General features: G+C 60.4%; 13 protein-coding genes and 1 pseudogene. 4 read left to right on the top strand and 10 right to left on the bottom strand.

What is annotated here, in order from left to right; all coding sequences use genetic code 11:
- Positions 1–141 precede the first annotated feature (141 nt).
- Entirely contained in the window at positions 142–1,026 is an 885-nt protein-coding gene (locus VZC39_RS09455) for a LysR family transcriptional regulator (protein ID WP_434667924.1), read from the top strand.
- A gap of 222 nt (positions 1,027–1,248) precedes the next feature.
- Here the strand turns inward: VZC39_RS09455 and VZC39_RS09450 are convergent, their stop codons facing one another.
- The 9 genes from VZC39_RS09450 to VZC39_RS09410 are packed head-to-tail and all read right to left on the bottom strand — an operon-like array spanning position 1,249 to position 11,006.
- Positions 1,249–2,253 carry an HAD family hydrolase gene (locus VZC39_RS09450; RefSeq protein WP_434667921.1) on the bottom strand — a complete coding sequence of 335 codons (1,005 nt, stop codon included), beginning with the start codon at positions 2,251–2,253 and terminating at the stop codon, positions 1,249–1,251.
- The gene (locus VZC39_RS09445) at positions 2,254–3,267 is read right to left on the bottom strand and encodes an oxygen tolerance domain protein (protein WP_434667918.1); all 1,014 of its coding nucleotides are present in this window, start codon (positions 3,265–3,267) and stop codon (positions 2,254–2,256) included.
- Entirely contained in the window at positions 3,264–4,790 is a 1,527-nt protein-coding gene (locus VZC39_RS09440) for a VWA domain-containing protein (RefSeq protein WP_434667915.1), read from the bottom strand. The genes VZC39_RS09445 and VZC39_RS09440 overlap by 4 nt, the downstream gene beginning before the upstream one ends.
- Positions 4,787–5,758 (bottom strand): VWA domain-containing protein, encoded by a 972-nt coding sequence (locus VZC39_RS09435; protein ID WP_434667912.1) that lies wholly within the window; start codon positions 5,756–5,758, stop codon positions 4,787–4,789. Before VZC39_RS09435 ends, VZC39_RS09440 begins: the two co-directional genes overlap by 4 nt.
- Positions 5,751–6,191, bottom strand: coding sequence for a DUF4381 domain-containing protein (locus VZC39_RS09430; RefSeq protein ID WP_434667909.1), 441 nt, complete (start codon positions 6,189–6,191; stop codon positions 5,751–5,753). The genes VZC39_RS09435 and VZC39_RS09430 overlap by 8 nt, the downstream gene beginning before the upstream one ends.
- Entirely contained in the window at positions 6,192–7,097 is a 906-nt protein-coding gene (locus VZC39_RS09425; protein WP_434667906.1) for a DUF58 domain-containing protein, read from the bottom strand. It abuts the gene before it with no gap.
- Positions 7,097–8,095: an AAA family ATPase gene (locus VZC39_RS09420; RefSeq protein ID WP_434667903.1), complete on the bottom strand. Its 999-nt coding sequence runs from the start codon at positions 8,093–8,095 to the stop codon at positions 7,097–7,099. The genes VZC39_RS09425 and VZC39_RS09420 overlap by 1 nt, the downstream gene beginning before the upstream one ends.
- Positions 8,092–9,384 (bottom strand): anaerobic sulfatase maturase, encoded by a 1,293-nt coding sequence (locus tag VZC39_RS09415; protein ID WP_434667900.1) that lies wholly within the window; start codon positions 9,382–9,384, stop codon positions 8,092–8,094. The genes VZC39_RS09420 and VZC39_RS09415 overlap by 4 nt, the downstream gene beginning before the upstream one ends.
- Before the next feature lie 50 nt (positions 9,385–9,434).
- Complete coding sequence (locus VZC39_RS09410) at positions 9,435–11,006, bottom strand: arylsulfatase (protein ID WP_434667897.1); 1,572 nt, start codon at positions 11,004–11,006, stop codon at positions 9,435–9,437.
- A gap of 1,133 nt (positions 11,007–12,139) precedes the next feature.
- Between VZC39_RS09410 and VZC39_RS09405 the strand changes: the two genes are divergently transcribed.
- From VZC39_RS09405 to VZC39_RS09395, 3 genes and pseudogenes are all read left to right on the top strand, one after another.
- Positions 12,140–12,925 (top strand): hypothetical protein, encoded by a 786-nt coding sequence (locus tag VZC39_RS09405; RefSeq protein WP_434667894.1) that lies wholly within the window; start codon positions 12,140–12,142, stop codon positions 12,923–12,925.
- A gap of 144 nt (positions 12,926–13,069) precedes the next feature.
- Positions 13,070–13,186 (top strand): NAD(P)-binding domain-containing protein, encoded by a 117-nt coding sequence (locus VZC39_RS09400; RefSeq protein WP_349922123.1) that lies wholly within the window; start codon positions 13,070–13,072, stop codon positions 13,184–13,186.
- Between the two features lie 31 nt (positions 13,187–13,217).
- A pseudogene (locus VZC39_RS09395) lies at positions 13,218–14,112 on the top strand (LysR family transcriptional regulator).
- On the opposite strand, the gene VZC39_RS09390 reads toward VZC39_RS09395, so the two are convergent.
- Entirely contained in the window at positions 14,034–14,585 is a 552-nt protein-coding gene (locus VZC39_RS09390) for an EamA family transporter (RefSeq protein ID WP_434667891.1), read from the bottom strand. The pseudogene VZC39_RS09395 and the gene VZC39_RS09390 sit on opposite strands and share 79 nt — an antisense overlap.
- Positions 14,586–14,697 lie beyond the last annotated feature (112 nt).

Here is a 14,697-nt window from a genome sequence, read left to right as displayed (position 1 = left end):
ATTCGGCCCTCAAGTTTAGATAACCCTGCACATCAAAACCAATGAAACAAATCTATAACCCAATAGAACAAGGCTATTGCCGACGGCTCATTGATTGATTAAATTTGTCACCCCGTGTCGTTCACCCCAGCCAGCCTTCCAATGAATATCAAGCAGTTGCGCTATTTCTACGAACTCGCCCAGCATCGTCATTTCGCCAAGGCGGCCAAGGCCTGTTTCATCACCCAGCCCACCCTGTCGGCCAGCATCACGGCGCTGGAGAAATCCCTCGGCACCGAACTGGTGGTGCGCAACAGCCAATTCGTGGGCCTCACCCAGGCGGGCGAGGTCGTGCTGCGCCATGCCGAACGCATGCTACAAGAGCAGGATGCCATGCACCAGGAGCTCAGCCTGTTTGACGGAGAGCTTTCCGGCACCTTGCGCATCGGCATGGTGCCCCAGTCTGGCATCGACATCATGCCCCTGCTCAAGCGCTTCCACGAGGCCTACCCCAGGGTCGGTTTACGCCTGTCGGTGGTGACCCACGGCGCCCTGCTGGAACAGCTGGAGCTGCACCAGATCGATCTGGGGCTGGGCTTTGACGAACTGCTCACCGACCACCAGCGCCGCACCCTGGCGGTGCAGCAACCTCACCCCAACCCCATGGCGGTGCTGGGCCCTTTGCCCGGACATGATGAGCGACCTCAGAACGCCCCCCTGCAACTGGCCGACTTGCAGGATATCCCCCTGATCCTGCCAAGCGGCACCATGCAGTTTCGCCGCTACTTCGATGAGGCCGCCGCTCGCCAGCAACTGAGTTTCAGGGCGGTGCTGGAGACCGACTCCCTGTTCCATCTGGCCAATGGGGTGAGTCACGGGCTCGGTTGCGCCGTGGTCAGTGCCAGCATCGCCGCCACCGCCCAGCGGTTGTTCCAACTGCCATGGCGACCCCTGACAGACGCGGCGGCCAGCACCACCGCCTTCATCACCCGCAAACACAGCGTCACCCCCGCCATGCGCGCCTTTCTCGCCCTCCCCCTGGCCTGAGCGGCCATCCAGCGAGGCCCTCACCTGCCCCGCCTTCCCTGATCTGGTGCGAACTAGGGTCATCAGGCGGGCACACTGGCGCCGCCCTTGTCAGCAGCGAACAGAGAACTGATGGGCCAAACGAGGATAAGGGCAGAGAAGAGGCGGTGGGGCCGGGGAGAAAAGAGGAGAGAAAAAATAAGAAGGCGGCCCGACAGCCGCCCTCTTGCTCATCGCCTCGGCTTATTTAGCCGGGCAAAGCGCGGGATCGAAGACGGTCTTCCAATCCCGTTTCATGTCGACCAGGGTCCAGCCGTATTTGGGCGCCTCGGTCAACCCCTTTACCAGGGTGCCGCTGCTGGGGGGATGACTGTCATAGGCATACTCCCGCTTCTCGTCCGTGTGGTGCACTAGCAGGCCGAAGGTCTTGAACTCCGGGTTGGTCGAGGTGTACTGCAACATGGGTACGTCACCGTCGCTGTTGCCAAAGGCCCCCACCGGACGCTGCCCCATGAACAGATGGATGGCCGCAGGCTTGGCCGCCCCATCATCCAGATAGGCACCCTTCATGGTCTTCATGATGGAGGCGCCATCCTTCGAGAGGGAGAACTCCCCGAGAGCGAAGGAGCCGATCACTTGCTCGGGGGGAATGCCGTACATCTGCTCGGCAAACACCCGCATGAAGTCGATGCCACCACCGGAGACGATCCAGGTCTTGAAGCCATTGGCCCGCAGATAGGCGAGCAGTTGCACCATGGGCTGGTAACCCAGCTGATCATAGTGGCAGCCAAAGCGTGGATGCTTGCTGGTATCGAGCCAGTTGCGTACCCGCTTGGCATATTCATCCGCACTCATGCCGCTGTGGGTCAGGGTCATCAGCTTCACCAGCCCCTCCTTGCCCGCCTTGGCAAGGCCGGCCAGATCGTTGGCCAGAACCAGCTTGACGATGGGGTCCTGCTTCCATTCCGGGTGCTCGGGGGCCAGACGCTTGATCTCGTCGACGGCAAATTGCAGCTGGAACGTCAGGGGCGCCTCGCCCCAGAGGGTGCCATCGTTGTCAAAGACCACGTTGCGCTTGTTCACTGGGATGAAGGTGGTGCTGCCAGCCTGGGTGGCACCGGCGACCCAGGCCTCAATCGCCTGTTTGGGAGCGGTATCCTGCCAGGCCGAGAGCGGATCGGCCGCCTGCGCACTGACTCCCCAACTGGCACCGGCCAGCATGGCCACAATTAACGGGGTGAGTTTCATCTATTTCTCCTTGTTCACCGGGAGCAATCCCGGCAGTGGGACAGGTGTCCAGAAGCGTTTCAGGGCCTCACGGGCAAAGCACCAGCCTCGCAAAAGCGAGTGACGGGCAAAATAGGCGGCCCCAGCCAGCAGGAGGATGAACACCAGGCCAATGGCATAGGGTTTCCAATGGGCCAGTGATGAGGCGCGCAGCACGGCCTCCCCACCGGCCGCGCGCGGGGCACCGACCTTGTATTCGGCGCCGGGCAGGCTCTCCTGCTGCCATTGCTGCTGCTCGCTGTTCCACCATCTCAGGGTCAGGGGGGGCAGCGTCACCGTGCCTGCCGTGGTCGGCATATAGCGCAGCCGCTCCTCACGCTGACCCCCCATGAAGTCACCGCGGCCACTGTCCAGCAGACGGTTGACCGGAGCCAGACGCTGGCTCTCCTGACCCGGGATGGCATAAAGCAGTTGCGGGATCTGGGACGGCACCGCCCCTTCGGCCTGCACCGTCACCTGACGCTCGATCACATCCCCCACGTGCAGATCCTCGCCCTCCCCGGCGTGATAGGTCACCACCTTACCGGTCAGGGTGACCTTGCTCGCGGGCAGGAAGCGATCCGGCTGGGTGACATCGGGGGGCCAGGCCACGTCATGTTCGATGGCGGGCAGTTGCACCGTGTGGGGCGGCTGCCCCGGTGATGTCAGCGTGATCTCCAGGGTGGGGAAGACCAGCTTCCCTGCGTCCCAGGCAGAGACCAACCGCTCCAGACGAACGCCGCTCCAGCTCTTTCCGTCGGCCTGACGAGTCAGCAGCTGATTGGGCAGCGGAGTGGTGAGCAGGGCCCCGTTCTTGACCTCCTGAGTGGGCCAGCTGGGGGGCGGGTTGAACCAGGAGTCGGTCCAGAAGGTCACCGCGAGGCGCAGAGGCTGACCCGGCGCCACCTGGGCCGGGGCCACCAGTTCACGGGTGATGTTCACCTCGCTGTGGCCGGGCAAGCTTATCAGCAACAGCAACCACCAGAGTCGTCTCATTGAGCCTCCTGCGTATCGGCTTGGTAGAGGTTGTGCAGCAGTATCGATGGAGAGACCTGCAGATTGTCATACCACTGATTGACCTGAGGGTCGGCGCTGCCGCCGGGCTGGATATCCTGCTGATCCGCCCCTTCCCCTTTTTTCAGATCATGCTTGATCTCATCGGGGTCGTAATTGGCCTCCTCCCCCTGTGAGCCTTCCTGGTCTCGCTCCTGCTTGCGCAGCTGCATGATGATGTCGGCTATCCTGGCTCGGTTGGTCAGGGCCATATCCCAACCGGGACGAAGGCTCAGGGCCTGATCGTAACTGACGAGCGCCTGCTGCCAGGATTTTTGCTGGGCATAGCTGTTGCCAAGCCACACCAGAGACTCCGGCGTTGCCTTTGCCTGGCGAAACGCCGTGACCGCCGCCACGTAATCCCCACCCTGGTAGCTCGCGATTCCCCGCCACAGGGGATCCTCGAAGTGGCTGGCCGCCTGTTCGTACTCCTGATGCGAGAAGGCGTACTGACCCTGCTGATCCGGTGTCACCCACCAGTCCAGCAAGGCGGCCTGCCCGGGCTCGGAATAGGTGCCAAGGGAGAGCGCCAGCATGGCGAGGCAGAGCAGCTGCCTGCGCCAGAAGAGCAGCAACACCAACATGGGGATCACCAGCAGATAGCCGCCATCCTTCCATTTGAGCTCTTCGCGGGCATCGTTTTGGGCCTGGATGGCATGCTGAATATGATCCGCCACCGCCGCCAGATCATCATCATCAACGCTGGCCAACGTCACCGGCACGCCATCGTCTCGCAGCGCACTGAATCGGCCGACATCGAGCCGGGTATCGAGCCCCTTGCTCTCATATTTGGCCGGCAGATTGCCACCGCGCTCGGTGCCCACCACCCAGACCTGTACCGGCAGGGGGAAGGCCGCCAGCGACTTCGCCTCCTCCGCGGTCAAGTGATCGGCCACCACCAGCACGCTCGGAGCCTCATCGGGGGTGGTCGGCAGGTTGCGGGTCGCCAGCGTCAGCGCCTGCGCCAGTGCCGAACCCTCACCCTCGGGCATGAGGGCAGGCTCCTGGGCACTCAGAAACAGGGAGAAGAAATCGGGATCCTGGGTCAGCGGCACCGCCAGGTGCGCCGAACTGTCATAGGCAATCAGCCCAAAACGGGTGCCAGGCGAGCGTTCGACCAGCGCCGCCAGCTTGTGCTGCATGCGCTGATGGCGGCTGGGTGCCACATCCTGGGCATACATGGTCAGATCCTGTTGCAGCACCACCATGACACTGCCCTGGGGCGAGAGGGCCGCGGGGACTTCCCGCTGCCAGCTGGGACCGGAGAGCGCCAGCACCCCGATCCCGCACAGCCATGGCAGCAGCTGCAACAGGGGGCGGGACTTGCCGACCACCAGCGCCTCGGCCACCCGTTTGTCCATCAACTGATACCAGGCGCTGCGTGGCTGGCGTACCACAAACCAGAGGCCGATGCAGAACACGAGTCCCAGCAGATGCCAGGGATGGATAAAGTGAAAGTCGCTCATGCCGCCCTCCCCCTGAGGTAACGCCCACCCGTGATGAGGAGCAGAAGCAGCAGGGCCAGCAACAAGGGCCACTGGAACAGCGCCTGATGCCAGGACCAGCCAAGGGTGCGAACCTGCACCGGCGTCAGGGCGTCGATATCCTGCCAGACGCTGTCAAGGGCCGCGCCGCTGCGGGCGGCCTGCCAGCTCTTGCCGCCGGTCATCTCGGCAATGGTCTTGAGCAAGGCAAGATCCACCTTGTCATCCCCGCTCTGCTCATTGCCAAAGGCGATGGTGTGGATCTGAACCTGATGGGCGGCGGCGAGCTTGGCGGCCACCTCAGGGGTGAGCTGGGATGCGGTGTCGTTGCCATCGGTCAGCAGAATGGCCAGCTTGCTGCTCCCGTGCTGCGCCTTGTCCAGCAGTTTCACCGCCACCCCGATGGCATCGCCGATGGCCGTCTGTTCGCCGATCATGGCCGGTGCCAGCTGGGCGATGCGGGCCTGCAGCGCCCCCTTGTCTTCACTGAGGGGGGCGAAGGGATAGGCTCCGTTGGCGAAGATCACCAGACCAATTCGGTCCTGCTTGCGCGCCGTGACAAATTTGGCCACCGAATCCTGCAGGGCCTTGAGGCGGGTCTCCCCCCCCGGCAGATCGTTCTTCCCCATCGAGCCAGAGACATCGAGCAACAGCACGATGTCGCGCATCGGTTTGACGATCTGCTGGGGCGGTGTCAGCAGCTCCGGCCGTGCCAGGGCGCATACCAGGAGCAGCCAGAGCACCCAGAACAGCAGACGTTGCCAGGGCCCGCTCCTCTGTTGTTCTGCCTTCAGATCCAGCGTGTTGACGAGATGAGGCAAGAAGGGCACTCGCACATAGTCGGCCATGGGGCGCGCCGGTGGCAGCAAGAAGCGGCTGACGAGGGGGAGCAAGATGAGCAACCAGGCCCAAGGCCAGGCGAAATCGAAACGGGACAGCCAGTCAGACATGGGGCAAGGTCTCCAGCCAGGTGGCGAGTTGTGCGGCCAAGCGGGCGTTCTGCTCGGGAGTCAGCCGGTTGTCGGGGCGACAGTAACGCTCGCACAAGAGCGTACGGGAGGTTTCGTCAAGGGGCACCGCCTGCAACAAGGCGTCCGGGGTCACGGCCTGCGCCACCTCCTTGCGGGGACGATGAACCAGGCTTATCTGCTTGATGAGGGTGAGCCAGGCGTCCGCGTCCTGCAGCGTGTTCAGCTGCGACTGTGCCTCCCGGCGCCAGCGATTGCGCCGCCAGTGGGCAAGGCGGGCGATCGCCATACCGGCGGCGAGCAGCAGCAACAGGGTCGCCAACCATGTCCAGCCGGGGGCCGATGGCCACCAGGAGAAGCCCGCCGGCAGTGCGGGGTCAAGCAACGCCGGTACGGTAAAGCCTTTCTCGAGCATTCAACCTCCCTTCTGCAACTGGCGGACCGGATCCTGATGGGTAAGGATGTGGTGAACCCTGACCCCCAACCGGGTGAGGCGCTGCTCCTGCGCGGCCAGCCGCTGGGTGATGGCCTGCTGGATCTCGCGATTCATCTGGGAGGAGAAGGAGAAGCTCGCTTCGCTGCCCTGATAACGGGCGCTCACCGACCCTTGCGTGGGCAGGCGAAGGTGGAGATCGTCATAGACGACGAAGGCGTGCATGTCGCAGCGTCGCCGCAACCCGGCCAGGATGGCTTCGCTGCGGGCGTCCAGGTCGTGAAAGTCACTGATGATGGCGAGCCAGGCCCCCGGGGGGATCAGGCCGTGCACACGCTGCAACACTTCGGCCAGACTCAGCGAACCCGCAGGCTCTGCCGGATAGGCCTGCGTCAACGACTGGTTGAAGCGGCCCAGATCCTCCAGTATTCGTCCGAGGTTCTGCTTGGCAGAGCGACAGGGATGAACGGCCAGCGCCTCATCGTTGAAGGTCACCCCTCCCAGCCGGTCGCTGTCGTGCCAGCTTCGCCAGGCATAGAGCCCGGCTATCATGGCCGCCGTCACCGACTTGGTATGGCCGCGCGTGGTGAAGTACATGTCGAGGCGTTGATCGGTCAGCAGAAAGACCGGGCGCTCCCGCTCCTCGTTATAGAGCCGGATCCAGGGGGTGCGCAGCCGGGCGGTGGCTTGCCAGTCGATGAGCCGCACGTCATCCCCCGCCTGATAGCGCCGCAACCCTTCGAAGTTGAGGCCTCGCCCCTGCTGGCGGGACACCCGCTCCCCCGCCATGGCGCCGAGGGAGATGCGCTCGGGATCATTTCTGAGCAGACGGGCTTCCCCCGCCAGCGCCATCAGCCCGGCGTTATCGATGCTCAGCCGCGTCTCCATCAGGCGACCAGGGTATCGAGCAGAGTCTGGATGGCGTCGTCGGCACTGACCCCATCGGCATTGGCCTGATAGCTCATCATCAGGCGATGGCGCAGCACGGCGTGGGCGATGCCCTTGATGTCTTCGGGTAGAACGCTATCCCGGCCGGCCAGCCAGGCACTGGCGCGGCCACAGCGCTCCAGGGCCAGGGTGCCACGGGGGCTGACCCCGAGGGCAATGTAGCCGGCCAGCTCATCGCTCACCCCTTGCGGATGGCGGGTCATGCCCACCAGGTTGAGGATGTACTGCTCCACGGCCGGGGCGACATGAACGCGGGAGATCTCCTGCCAGCAGCTCAGCAGATCCTCCTGGGAGAGCAGGGCGGCGCTGTGGTCAGTCGTGCTGCTTGTGTCCTTTTCCTGGCTGTATTTGTGCTGCTGTTCCTCCCTGACCAGTTGCATCATCTGCTGCTCATGCTCTTTGGAGGGATAATCCACCAGCACCTTCATCAGGAAGCGGTCCAGCTGGGCCTCCGGCAATGGCCAGGTCCCCTCCTGATCCACCGGGTTCTGGGTCGCCAGCACCATGAAGAGGCTGGGGAGTGGCCAGCTTTTGCCAGCAACGGTGACATGACGCTCTTCCATCGCCTCCAGCAAGGCGGACTGGACCCGCGCCGAGGCCCGGTTTATCTCATCGGCGAGGATGATGTTGCCAAATACCGGCCCCTGGCGGAACCGGAACTGATCCTCTGGCGAGGTGGCATTCTGCTGGTATATCTCGCTGCCGGTGATGTCCGATGGCAGCAGATCCGGGGTGAACTGTATCCGGCTGTAATCCCCCTCGATCTGGCTGGCAAGGGCCCGTACCGCACGGGTCTTGGCAAGGCCGGGCAGCCCCTCCAGCAAGACGTGCCCATCACAGAGCAGCGCGATGATCAGCATCCTGACCAAGGCCTCCTGCCCGAGCACCTGTTCATTCATTCGTTGTTCAAGCCGTTGCAGTTTTTCCCTGTTGTTCATGCGTGCTCTCCTGGCTGGTTCTGCAAGATAGTAGCAATTCCCACCACTATGGGCTGGGCATAGTCAAAGAAGGCCTTGATGCCCGGGCACAGATAGTTGAGACCGAGCTCACCATCCGGCGCGCGCACTATCCGGTTCTTCGGGCACTCCCCCCAGCACAGCTTGAGATAGGGACAGGCCTTGCAGCAGGCGGGCAAGGTCTCTTTCTTGCCAAATCCGAAGGCCTGCTGGCGCTCGGAAAATGCCATGTGCGACAACCTTTGTATTGACATATTACCTAATTGGTACTCGGGGTAAACATAGTGATCACAGGAAAAAACATCGCCGTTTTTCTCCACCGCCAACCCCTTGCCGCAAAACTCGGAGGTGACGCAGATCTGGGCGGGCATCCCCAGGGTCTGGGCCACCGCGGTCTCGAACAGGTTGACCTGCACCCGGCCCAGATCGTTGTTCACCCACTCCTCGAACACCGCGATGAGGAAGCGCCCCCAGTCATCGGGATCCACCGACCAGTCCGTCACGATGGAGTCCAGATCCCCCGGCTTGGCCCGGCGGCTCCCCGTCACAGGAATGCTGTCATCGTGCCAGAACTGGGGCGCCGTCTGGGTGAAATCCACCGGTTCAACACAGGGGTTGAACTGGATATAGGTAGCACCGAGCTCGCGGGTGAGAAAGCGATAGACCTCGAGGGGAAAGCGAGCATTGGTGCGATTGACCGTGACCAGGGCATTGAAGGGCACCTGGAATTTCTTGAGCGCGGCCACCCCTTCCATCACCTTGTCGAAGGTGGGCTTGCCGCTGCGGGTCAAGCGGTATCTGTCGTGCAGTTCGCGCGGGCCGTCGATGGACAACCCCACTAAAAATTGATGTTCCTTCAGGAACGCAGCCCATTTGTCATCGATGAGGATGCCATTGGTTTGCAGGTCGTTTTCGATGCGTTGACCCGCCTTTTTGTACTGCTGTTGCAGCCTGACTACCTTGTGGAAGAAATCCAGTCCCATCAGGGTGGGCTCCCCCCCCTGCCACGAGAAGACCACCTGCTCCCCGTCCTGGCTGTCGATGTACTGGCGGATAAAGTTTTCCAGCACCTCATCGCTCATGTGGCTATGGCGATCCTGGTGCAGCATCCCCTCCTTGTGCAGATAGAAACAGTAGGTGCAATCGATGTTGCAGGTAGATCCCGTGGGCTTGGCCATCACATGGAAGCGGCGCACCCAGGCAGGCCCCTTGCCGGCGTATTTCTCTGCTGAGGGGAGTGCGTTGACAGGCAGTGTGGTGCTGTGTTTCATCTTCTTTCCTCAAAACGGATGGGGTTTCCCCCATCCGAATACATCGATAATCAGTGGTTCTTGGCACCTTGCTCGATCAGGGCGCTCACGTCGGAGACGGTGAAGCTGCCCGGTTTCTGGCGTGGCGGGAACTCCTTGAAGCTCTGGATCATCTCGGTGGCATACTTCTGCGCCCCGCCCAGCAGGTAGAGACGATCGTAAGCCCAGGTCTTGTAACCCATGCCGTCCGAGCCTTTCTCCAGCGGATCCACTTCCAGATCGAAGATCATGGGCACCCGCAGCTTGGTGAAGGGGTATTGCCACACGTCAAACCCGCTGTGCTCCTGGATCATGAAGTGGGCCTTCCAGCGACCGTAACGCATGGCCAGCAAGTCGCCATCATCGCTCCAGTAGAAGAACTCCTTGCGCTTGTCTTCTCCCTTGCCCTTCAGGTAGTCGAGCTGGTTGTAGCCATCCAGATGCACCTTGTAGGTCATGGCCGGGGTCTTGTAGCCCTTGAGCAGTTTTTCCTTGATGTTCGGCTCACCGGCCGCCGCCACCAGGGTCGGGAACCAGTCGTTGCTGCCGAAGATACCGTTGAGCTGGGTGCCCGGCTTGATGTGACCCGGCCACTTGATCATGGCGGGTACCCGGAAGCCCCCTTCCCAACCGGTGTTCTTCTCACCGCGGAACGGGGTGAAGCCCCCATCCGGCCAGGTGGCGGTCATAGGGCCGTTGTCCGTGGTGTAGACGACGATGGTGTTGTCTTCGATCCCCAGATCTTTGATCTTCTTCATCACTTCGCCGACGATGGCGTCATGTTCGACCATGCCGTCTGCATAATCCCCGAGGCCCGTCTTGCCCTGGTGATCCGGCTTGATGTGGGTCTTGTTGTGCATGCGGGTGGTGTTGAACCAGGCGAAGAAGGGTTTCTTGGCCTTGACCTGACGCTCCATGAAGTCGTTGTTGGCCGCCAGGGTCTCCTCATCGACGGTCTCCATCCGCTTCTTGGTCAGCGGGCCGGTGTCTTCAATCTTGCCGTCGGCGCTGCTCTTGATGACGCCGCGCGGGCCGAACTGCTTGCGGAAGGCGGGATCTTTCGGGTAATCCACGTTCTCCGGCTCTTCTTCCGCGTTCAGGTGATAGAGGTTGCCAAAGAACTCATCGAACCCGTGAGCGGTGGGCAGGAACTCGTCCCGATCCCCCAGGTGGTTCTTGCCGAACTGGCCAGTGGCATAACCCAGTTGCTTGAGCACGGTGGCGAGGGTGGGATCCTCTTTCTGGATCCCCTGCGGGGCCCCCGGCATGCCCACCTTGCTCAGGCCGGTACGAAACGGCATCTGACCGGTGATGAAGGAGGAGCGACCCGCGGTGGAGCTTTGCTCGGCGTAGTAGGAGGTGAACTTGGCCCCTTCTGCGGCGATCTTGTCGATGTTCGGGGTCTGGTAGCCCAGCATGCCCTGGTTGTAGGTACTCAGGTTCCCGTAACCGATATCATCGCCGAAGATGACCACTATGTTGGGCTTGCCTTTCTGTTGCTCCGCCGCCGTGGTCGCGGCCTGGGCCGAAACCGCGGTCGCGCCGAGCGCCAAGGCCAGCATACTGGCAACCAGGGTGCGTTTGGATGGAATATTATTCCGCATTGCAGTGACTCCATTGTGATGGTGGTAACTTAATGTCACTGGCAACTAGATAATAATCGGAAACCCCCGTCAAACTTTCACAACTTGCACCGATTGCTTAATGGGGGCTGAATATGTCAGGCGTGCAAATGGAATATATAAAAATATCACTACCCCATCCTGCTCTATTAATAAAAAAGACGGATAGGATTACGTCCTGAATAAGGGAAAACTTGCCCTCGCCGTTCATGGGACAAGTCCATCTGGTACCAAACACGACACGACCAGCCGGGCGCAACGAGAAGATGCCCGCTTCATCCATGATTTTACCCCCGTGACAGCCCCACAACTAATGCATTGATTTTATAAGATAAATCACATAAACGCATCGGTGACCTGCCACTTGCCACACTTTCTTCATGCCATGATCCGCCAGATAAAAACCTGACATATCATATGGTTAACAGCGCATGCTGAACCCGCTCGTCGATGTCGACCCGGCGCCAGAATCGGTTCCCCCTCCCGGGTATCCATTCCCGGCCCTCCGTATTGACCATGATCTCTGACAAGGCACAACGCGCATTTTGTTGACGCAACAAAATGGACGTCAGATGCTATCAAAACATAATTCCATTGCGCCTATACACACCGCAATAAAATCATTTTTACGACACAACAAAATCAAAAATAAAATAACAACCCTGTTTGTAACCCCCTCAATAAAAACGGTACACCTGTCCAGATAAAATAATGGCGGAGAAATAGATGGCGCTGATTCTTAATGGCTGAAATATGACAATAGGGCCCTATTCTTATCAAAATCTGGATGAGGTATGTCAATAACTGTCGTCACCCAGAAGAAGGATGACAGACAGCATCCAGACGGGAGGCGCTTCCATCGGTGCAGCCCGTCACTAAACCTGGATGCACGATGTAACCTGATGCTCACCGTCGGCAGTCAGGGGAGCGCCAGTGCCAACGACACGCCCCACTCCCCCGGCGAGGCAACGGCTTGGCGCAAACCTTAGCAGCGAAACCGAGCCTTCTTGGCTGGTATTCATTACCACCAGTGAATTTTGATATTCAATTAACGCCATTTAAGTGAACTAACTCACTCCCTAGACTGCTCATCGAACCTTAACGAGGAGTCTGGTATGAAACTCACCAACGTTGCTCTCTTGGCTGCGGCCATCGCCTCAGCAGTCTCTGTCAATGCCTTTGCCAACGATGTGGTCTCACTGAAATTCAGTGATGGCCGTGCCGAGGTAAAAGGCGTCGAAGCCGTCAATGCGGTGTTGAACCCCATCGGCGTCAACGTCATCACCATCGACATACCTGAAACGGCAAAACCGGTTCTGAAAGCCGCAGAATCCCGCGCACTGACTAGCGCCGAACATGCTTTCTTGATCGAGGAATTCAACTTGGATCAGGCGCAACTCCTTGAACAGGTGAAGCTCGCCGGCCGTTCGCCCGCAGTACAAGGCGGCGGTGTGCTGACGGAAGAAACCGGTTTTGGGCCCTATCCGAAGGTCTACGACATGATGGCACTGGACAAAAACGTCCATAAAGCCGTGCTGGAAAAATACGGCCGCATGCATGTCAACTCCGCAGATGACGGCACCGATGTCGATGAAGTAATGACCGTCGTCAACGGCGGGCCGTTCCGCTGGGACTTCACCTTGAAAGACGGCAGCATTGCACGCTTCCAGGTTGAGAAAGTGAGCCTCAATGACAAAGCCGTACGGGTCAGCTATCACGGTCTTGGCATGCATGCCGGGATCATGGATGCCAAGCAAGGGCTGATTGTGGCCTACGGCCATGGTCCAAAAGAGTTCACCATGCGCTACCAGGCTGATGTGCCCCATGCCAACCTGCTCGGCACCAACCCCTGGCTCGATTTCAGCGGTGACTACCCCATCGCTCTGGACAAGGTGAATTAAGCATTCCCAATGCGCGTTGGCGGTAAGGCATCAGCCTTTACCGCCTTTTTTCTGCCCGCCTTTTAAACCAGCGCACGACCATGGCCCTGCCTCAAGCGCGCATGACTGCGTGGCGGGTCGCGTCACCATCACCAGGGAATAAGCATGAATATCGCTGTTATCGGCTCGGGCCGAATGGGCAACGCCTTGGCCCAACTCCTGAAAGAGCATCACCATGAGGTCGCGCTTGAGTGGACAATGATTGAAAATACGACATCATAATTCACTAAACATGCATTGAATCGAGGGTGACATGAACAAGATCACGGCACTGAACGTCTTTCGCCGCGTGGTGGAGATGGGCACCTTCAAGGCGGCGGCGGATGATCTGCAGCTGTCCCAGGCGGCAGTCAGCAAGAACATCAACGAACTCGAGGCCTTTCTCGGCATTGCGCTCATCAACCGCACCACCAGGCGGATGAGCGTGACCGAATCCGGCATGGCGTACTACGGCCAGATCTGCAGCGTATTGGACAATCTGGAGGCCGCCGATCAATCCATCATGGCCGCCTCCTTCACCCCCAGAGGCAGGCTCAGGATCAGCGTCCCCATGTCCTATGGGCTGATCCGGATCAACCCGATCATCTGCGCGTTCCAGCGTCACTATCCGGCGATCAGCATCGAGGTGATCCTGAGTGACACCTATGTGGACCTGATTGACCAGGGGATCGACGTGGTGATCCGGGGGGGGCAGCGCTCTGGACGACTCCACCATGCGCTCGAAACAGGTGTGTCAGGTGCAACGGGTCTTGTGCGCGTCGCCGGAGTACCTCGCCAGCGCAGGCGCTGTCACGCACCCCGACGATCTGACGGCGCACAACTGTCTGGTCTACAGCCTCTCATCCTCCCCCCGCAAGTGGCTCTTCAACCGGGGGGATGAGCACCTGATGGTGGAACTCAAACCCGCCAGTTTTTCCGTCAACAACGGCATTGCCCTGAAGCAGGCGGCCATCGAGGGGTTGGGCGTCATACTGCTGCCTGAGGATTTTGTGGCAGCCGAGCTGGCATCCGGCGCCCTGGTGGAGCTGATGCCGGCGTGGCGGGCGGACAGTCATGCGCTGTTTGCCGTCTACCCCTTCCACAAGGAGCAGTCCCAGAAGGTGCGGCTGTTCATCGATTTTATCGTGAAGTCCTTCCAGCCACGCTGACCCTGATGATTGGCACTACTCGCCGATGGCCCGCTGCTCTTTGGATGCCTGCACCTGCAGCAGTATGGTTGCCAGTACACCACCGTGCTGATGAGGTAGACCAGCAAGGTGCTGGGCCGGATCTTGTCCCGGAACAGGAAGATGCTGGCCAGGGCGATCAGGAAAGGCACCAGCGTATACAGGGTGCCGGTGTTGAGGGTGGTCGTGGTTGTCAACGCCTTGAACATGATGAGAAAGAAGGCGGCATAGAAGAAGCTGATGATGAGTCCTTTGGGCAACACCTGGACGAGCACCCGCCGCCTCTCCCTGCTGAAGGCCACAAAAGGAGCGAGCAGCAGCGCAGCCAGGCTGAAGCGCATCAAGGCGAGCGAAGCGGGATCGACCGTCGTCGACAGCACCTGCGCCGAGATGAAGGAGCCGGCGATGATGACGGTGCTGACGAGCAATAACAGATGGTACTTGAGGTGGGACATGGACACTCCTGACAACCGGGGCACCCCGGCAATGAACGGTTCAGGCAGTGATTGTCGATGGGCATGTAGTTTACTGAAATGGCGGCAAAGTGATTTTATAATTCACCAATAG

Origin of the sequence: Aeromonas sp. NJAU223 (assembly GCF_051125555.1) — a bacterium.
GTDB classification, from domain to species: Bacteria; Pseudomonadota; Gammaproteobacteria; order Enterobacterales; family Aeromonadaceae; genus Aeromonas; species Aeromonas veronii_G.
This window is presented reverse-complemented; position numbering and strand designations above follow the sequence as displayed.

Excerpts from the sequence above, each read along its gene's own strand:
- VZC39_RS09430 (WP_434667909.1), bottom strand. The coding sequence starts at position 6,191 with ATGCTCGAGAAAGGCTTTACCGTACCGGCGTTGCTTGACCCCGCACTG.
- VZC39_RS09420 (WP_434667903.1), bottom strand. The coding sequence starts at position 8,095 with ATGAACAACAGGGAAAAACTGCAACGGCTTGAACAACGAATGAATGAA.
- VZC39_RS09445 (WP_434667918.1), bottom strand. The coding sequence starts at position 3,267 with ATGAGACGACTCTGGTGGTTGCTGTTGCTGATAAGCTTGCCCGGCCAC.
- VZC39_RS09400 (WP_349922123.1), top strand. The coding sequence starts at position 13,070 with ATGAATATCGCTGTTATCGGCTCGGGCCGAATGGGCAACGCCTTGGCC.
- VZC39_RS09450 (WP_434667921.1), bottom strand. The coding sequence starts at position 2,253 with ATGAAACTCACCCCGTTAATTGTGGCCATGCTGGCCGGTGCCAGTTGG.
- VZC39_RS09435 (WP_434667912.1), bottom strand. The coding sequence starts at position 5,758 with ATGTCTGACTGGCTGTCCCGTTTCGATTTCGCCTGGCCTTGGGCCTGG.
- VZC39_RS09455 (WP_434667924.1), top strand. The coding sequence starts at position 142 with ATGAATATCAAGCAGTTGCGCTATTTCTACGAACTCGCCCAGCATCGT.
- VZC39_RS09440 (WP_434667915.1), bottom strand. The coding sequence starts at position 4,790 with ATGAGCGACTTTCACTTTATCCATCCCTGGCATCTGCTGGGACTCGTG.
- VZC39_RS09415 (WP_434667900.1), bottom strand. The coding sequence starts at position 9,384 with ATGAAACACAGCACCACACTGCCTGTCAACGCACTCCCCTCAGCAGAG.
- VZC39_RS09425 (WP_434667906.1), bottom strand. The coding sequence starts at position 7,097 with ATGGAGACGCGGCTGAGCATCGATAACGCCGGGCTGATGGCGCTGGCG.
- VZC39_RS09390 (WP_434667891.1), bottom strand. The coding sequence starts at position 14,585 with ATGTCCCACCTCAAGTACCATCTGTTATTGCTCGTCAGCACCGTCATC.
- VZC39_RS09405 (WP_434667894.1), top strand. The coding sequence starts at position 12,140 with ATGAAACTCACCAACGTTGCTCTCTTGGCTGCGGCCATCGCCTCAGCA.
- VZC39_RS09410 (WP_434667897.1), bottom strand. The coding sequence starts at position 11,006 with ATGCGGAATAATATTCCATCCAAACGCACCCTGGTTGCCAGTATGCTG.